This window comes from Acidimicrobiia bacterium, from assembly GCA_016650365.1.
In the GTDB taxonomy this organism is placed as follows: domain Bacteria; phylum Actinomycetota; class Acidimicrobiia; order Spongiisociales; family JAENVV01; genus JAENVV01.
In genome coordinates this window covers 1-1383 of the sequence record JAENVV010000258.1, presented here as the reverse complement: position 1 = coordinate 1383, position 1383 = coordinate 1, and the positions used below count along the sequence as shown (strand labels likewise).

Below are 1383 nucleotides of genomic sequence, written 5' to 3'. Positions count from 1 at the left end.
TTCACATCCGTTATCTCAAGCTCACCGCGTTGGGATGGCGCCATGTTCCTGGCAATCGCAACCACCTGCTCGTCGTAGACATACAAACCCGGGACGGCGTATCGCGATTTCGGCTTGTCCGGCTTCTCTTCAATCGAGAGGGCCTTGCCATCCAGATCAAAGTCGACGACTCCATATCGTTCCGGGTCGGCGACCGGATAGCCAAAGACGTAGGCGCCATGACGGAACTCGGCCACGACCTGCTCAAGACCGATGCGCCCGTAGAAGATATTGTCGCCCAGGATCAGGGTAACCGGGGTATTGGCGATGAACTCCTCTCCAACCAGGAACGCCTGGGCGATTCCTTTTGGTTCTGGCTGTACGGCGTACGAAAGCTCGATGCCCCATTGCGACCCATCCCCGAGCAGGTACTCAAACCGGGCAACATCCTCCGGCGTGGTGATGAGGAGAACCTCGCGAATGCCGGCCGCCATGAGCGTGCTGAGGGGGTAGTAGATCATGGGCTTGTCGTACACCGGCTGAAGCTGTTTCGAAGCCACCCGGGTGAGTGGATACAGGCGACTACCAGCCCCGCCGGCCAGAACTATGCCCTTCATGATCGCCCAGCCTTCAACGGTCCCCACCAATCCTGGCGATCACGGTAGAAGGCAATCGTATCCTCAAGGCGTGCATCGAGGGTGTGGGCGGGCGCCCAACCAAGATTCCGCAGCTTGCTCGAATCGACCGCATACCGTCGGTCGTGGCCTGGCCGATCTGCCACAAAGTTGATAAAAGAGTCATCGCGGCCGGTGGCAGCGAGCAACCGCTTGGTCAGTTCCAGATTCGAAACCTGGGCGTTGGCACCAATGTTGTAGATCTCGCCAGGTTGTCCTTCATTAGCGAGCAGATAGATGGCAGAACAGTGATCCTCGACATACAGCCAGTCACGTTCATTGAGACCGTCTCCGTATACCGGCACCTGTTTGCCTTCGAGCAGGTTGGTTACAAAGAGGGGAATCATCTTTTCAGGAAACTGATACGGCCCATAGTTGTTCGTACAACGAGTAATGATCGCCGGATAGTCAAAGGTGACGCCATAGGAGTGGACCAGCAAATCAGACCCGGCCTTCGATGCCGAATACGGGGAGGATGGATCGAGCGGAGCGTTCTCAGGAGCGAAACCTTCGGCAATTGACCCATAGACCTCGTCGGTCGACACCTGGACGAACCGGCCGACGTTGTGTCGACAGGCTGCATCAATGAGCACTCCCGTTCCCACAACGTTGGTCTCCAAGAAAACCGATGGACCATCTATTGACCGATCAACGTGGCTTTCAGCTGCGAAGTTGACCACTACGTCGGCCTCGCTCACAAGCTTATCGACCAATGCAAGATCGCGAATGT

At 56.8% G+C, this 1383-nt stretch carries 2 protein-coding genes; both read right to left on the bottom strand.

All coding sequences use genetic code 11. From position 1 onward, the window contains the following. Positions 1-596 (bottom strand): NTP transferase domain-containing protein (locus JJE47_14840; GenBank protein MBK5268696.1); only part of this gene is annotated, 596 nt, incomplete at its 3' end. Beyond that, the coding region (locus tag JJE47_14835; GenBank protein ID MBK5268695.1) for a GDP-mannose 4,6-dehydratase at positions 593-1383 on the bottom strand (791 nt) is incomplete at its 5' end. The genes JJE47_14835 and JJE47_14840, both read right to left, overlap by 4 nt.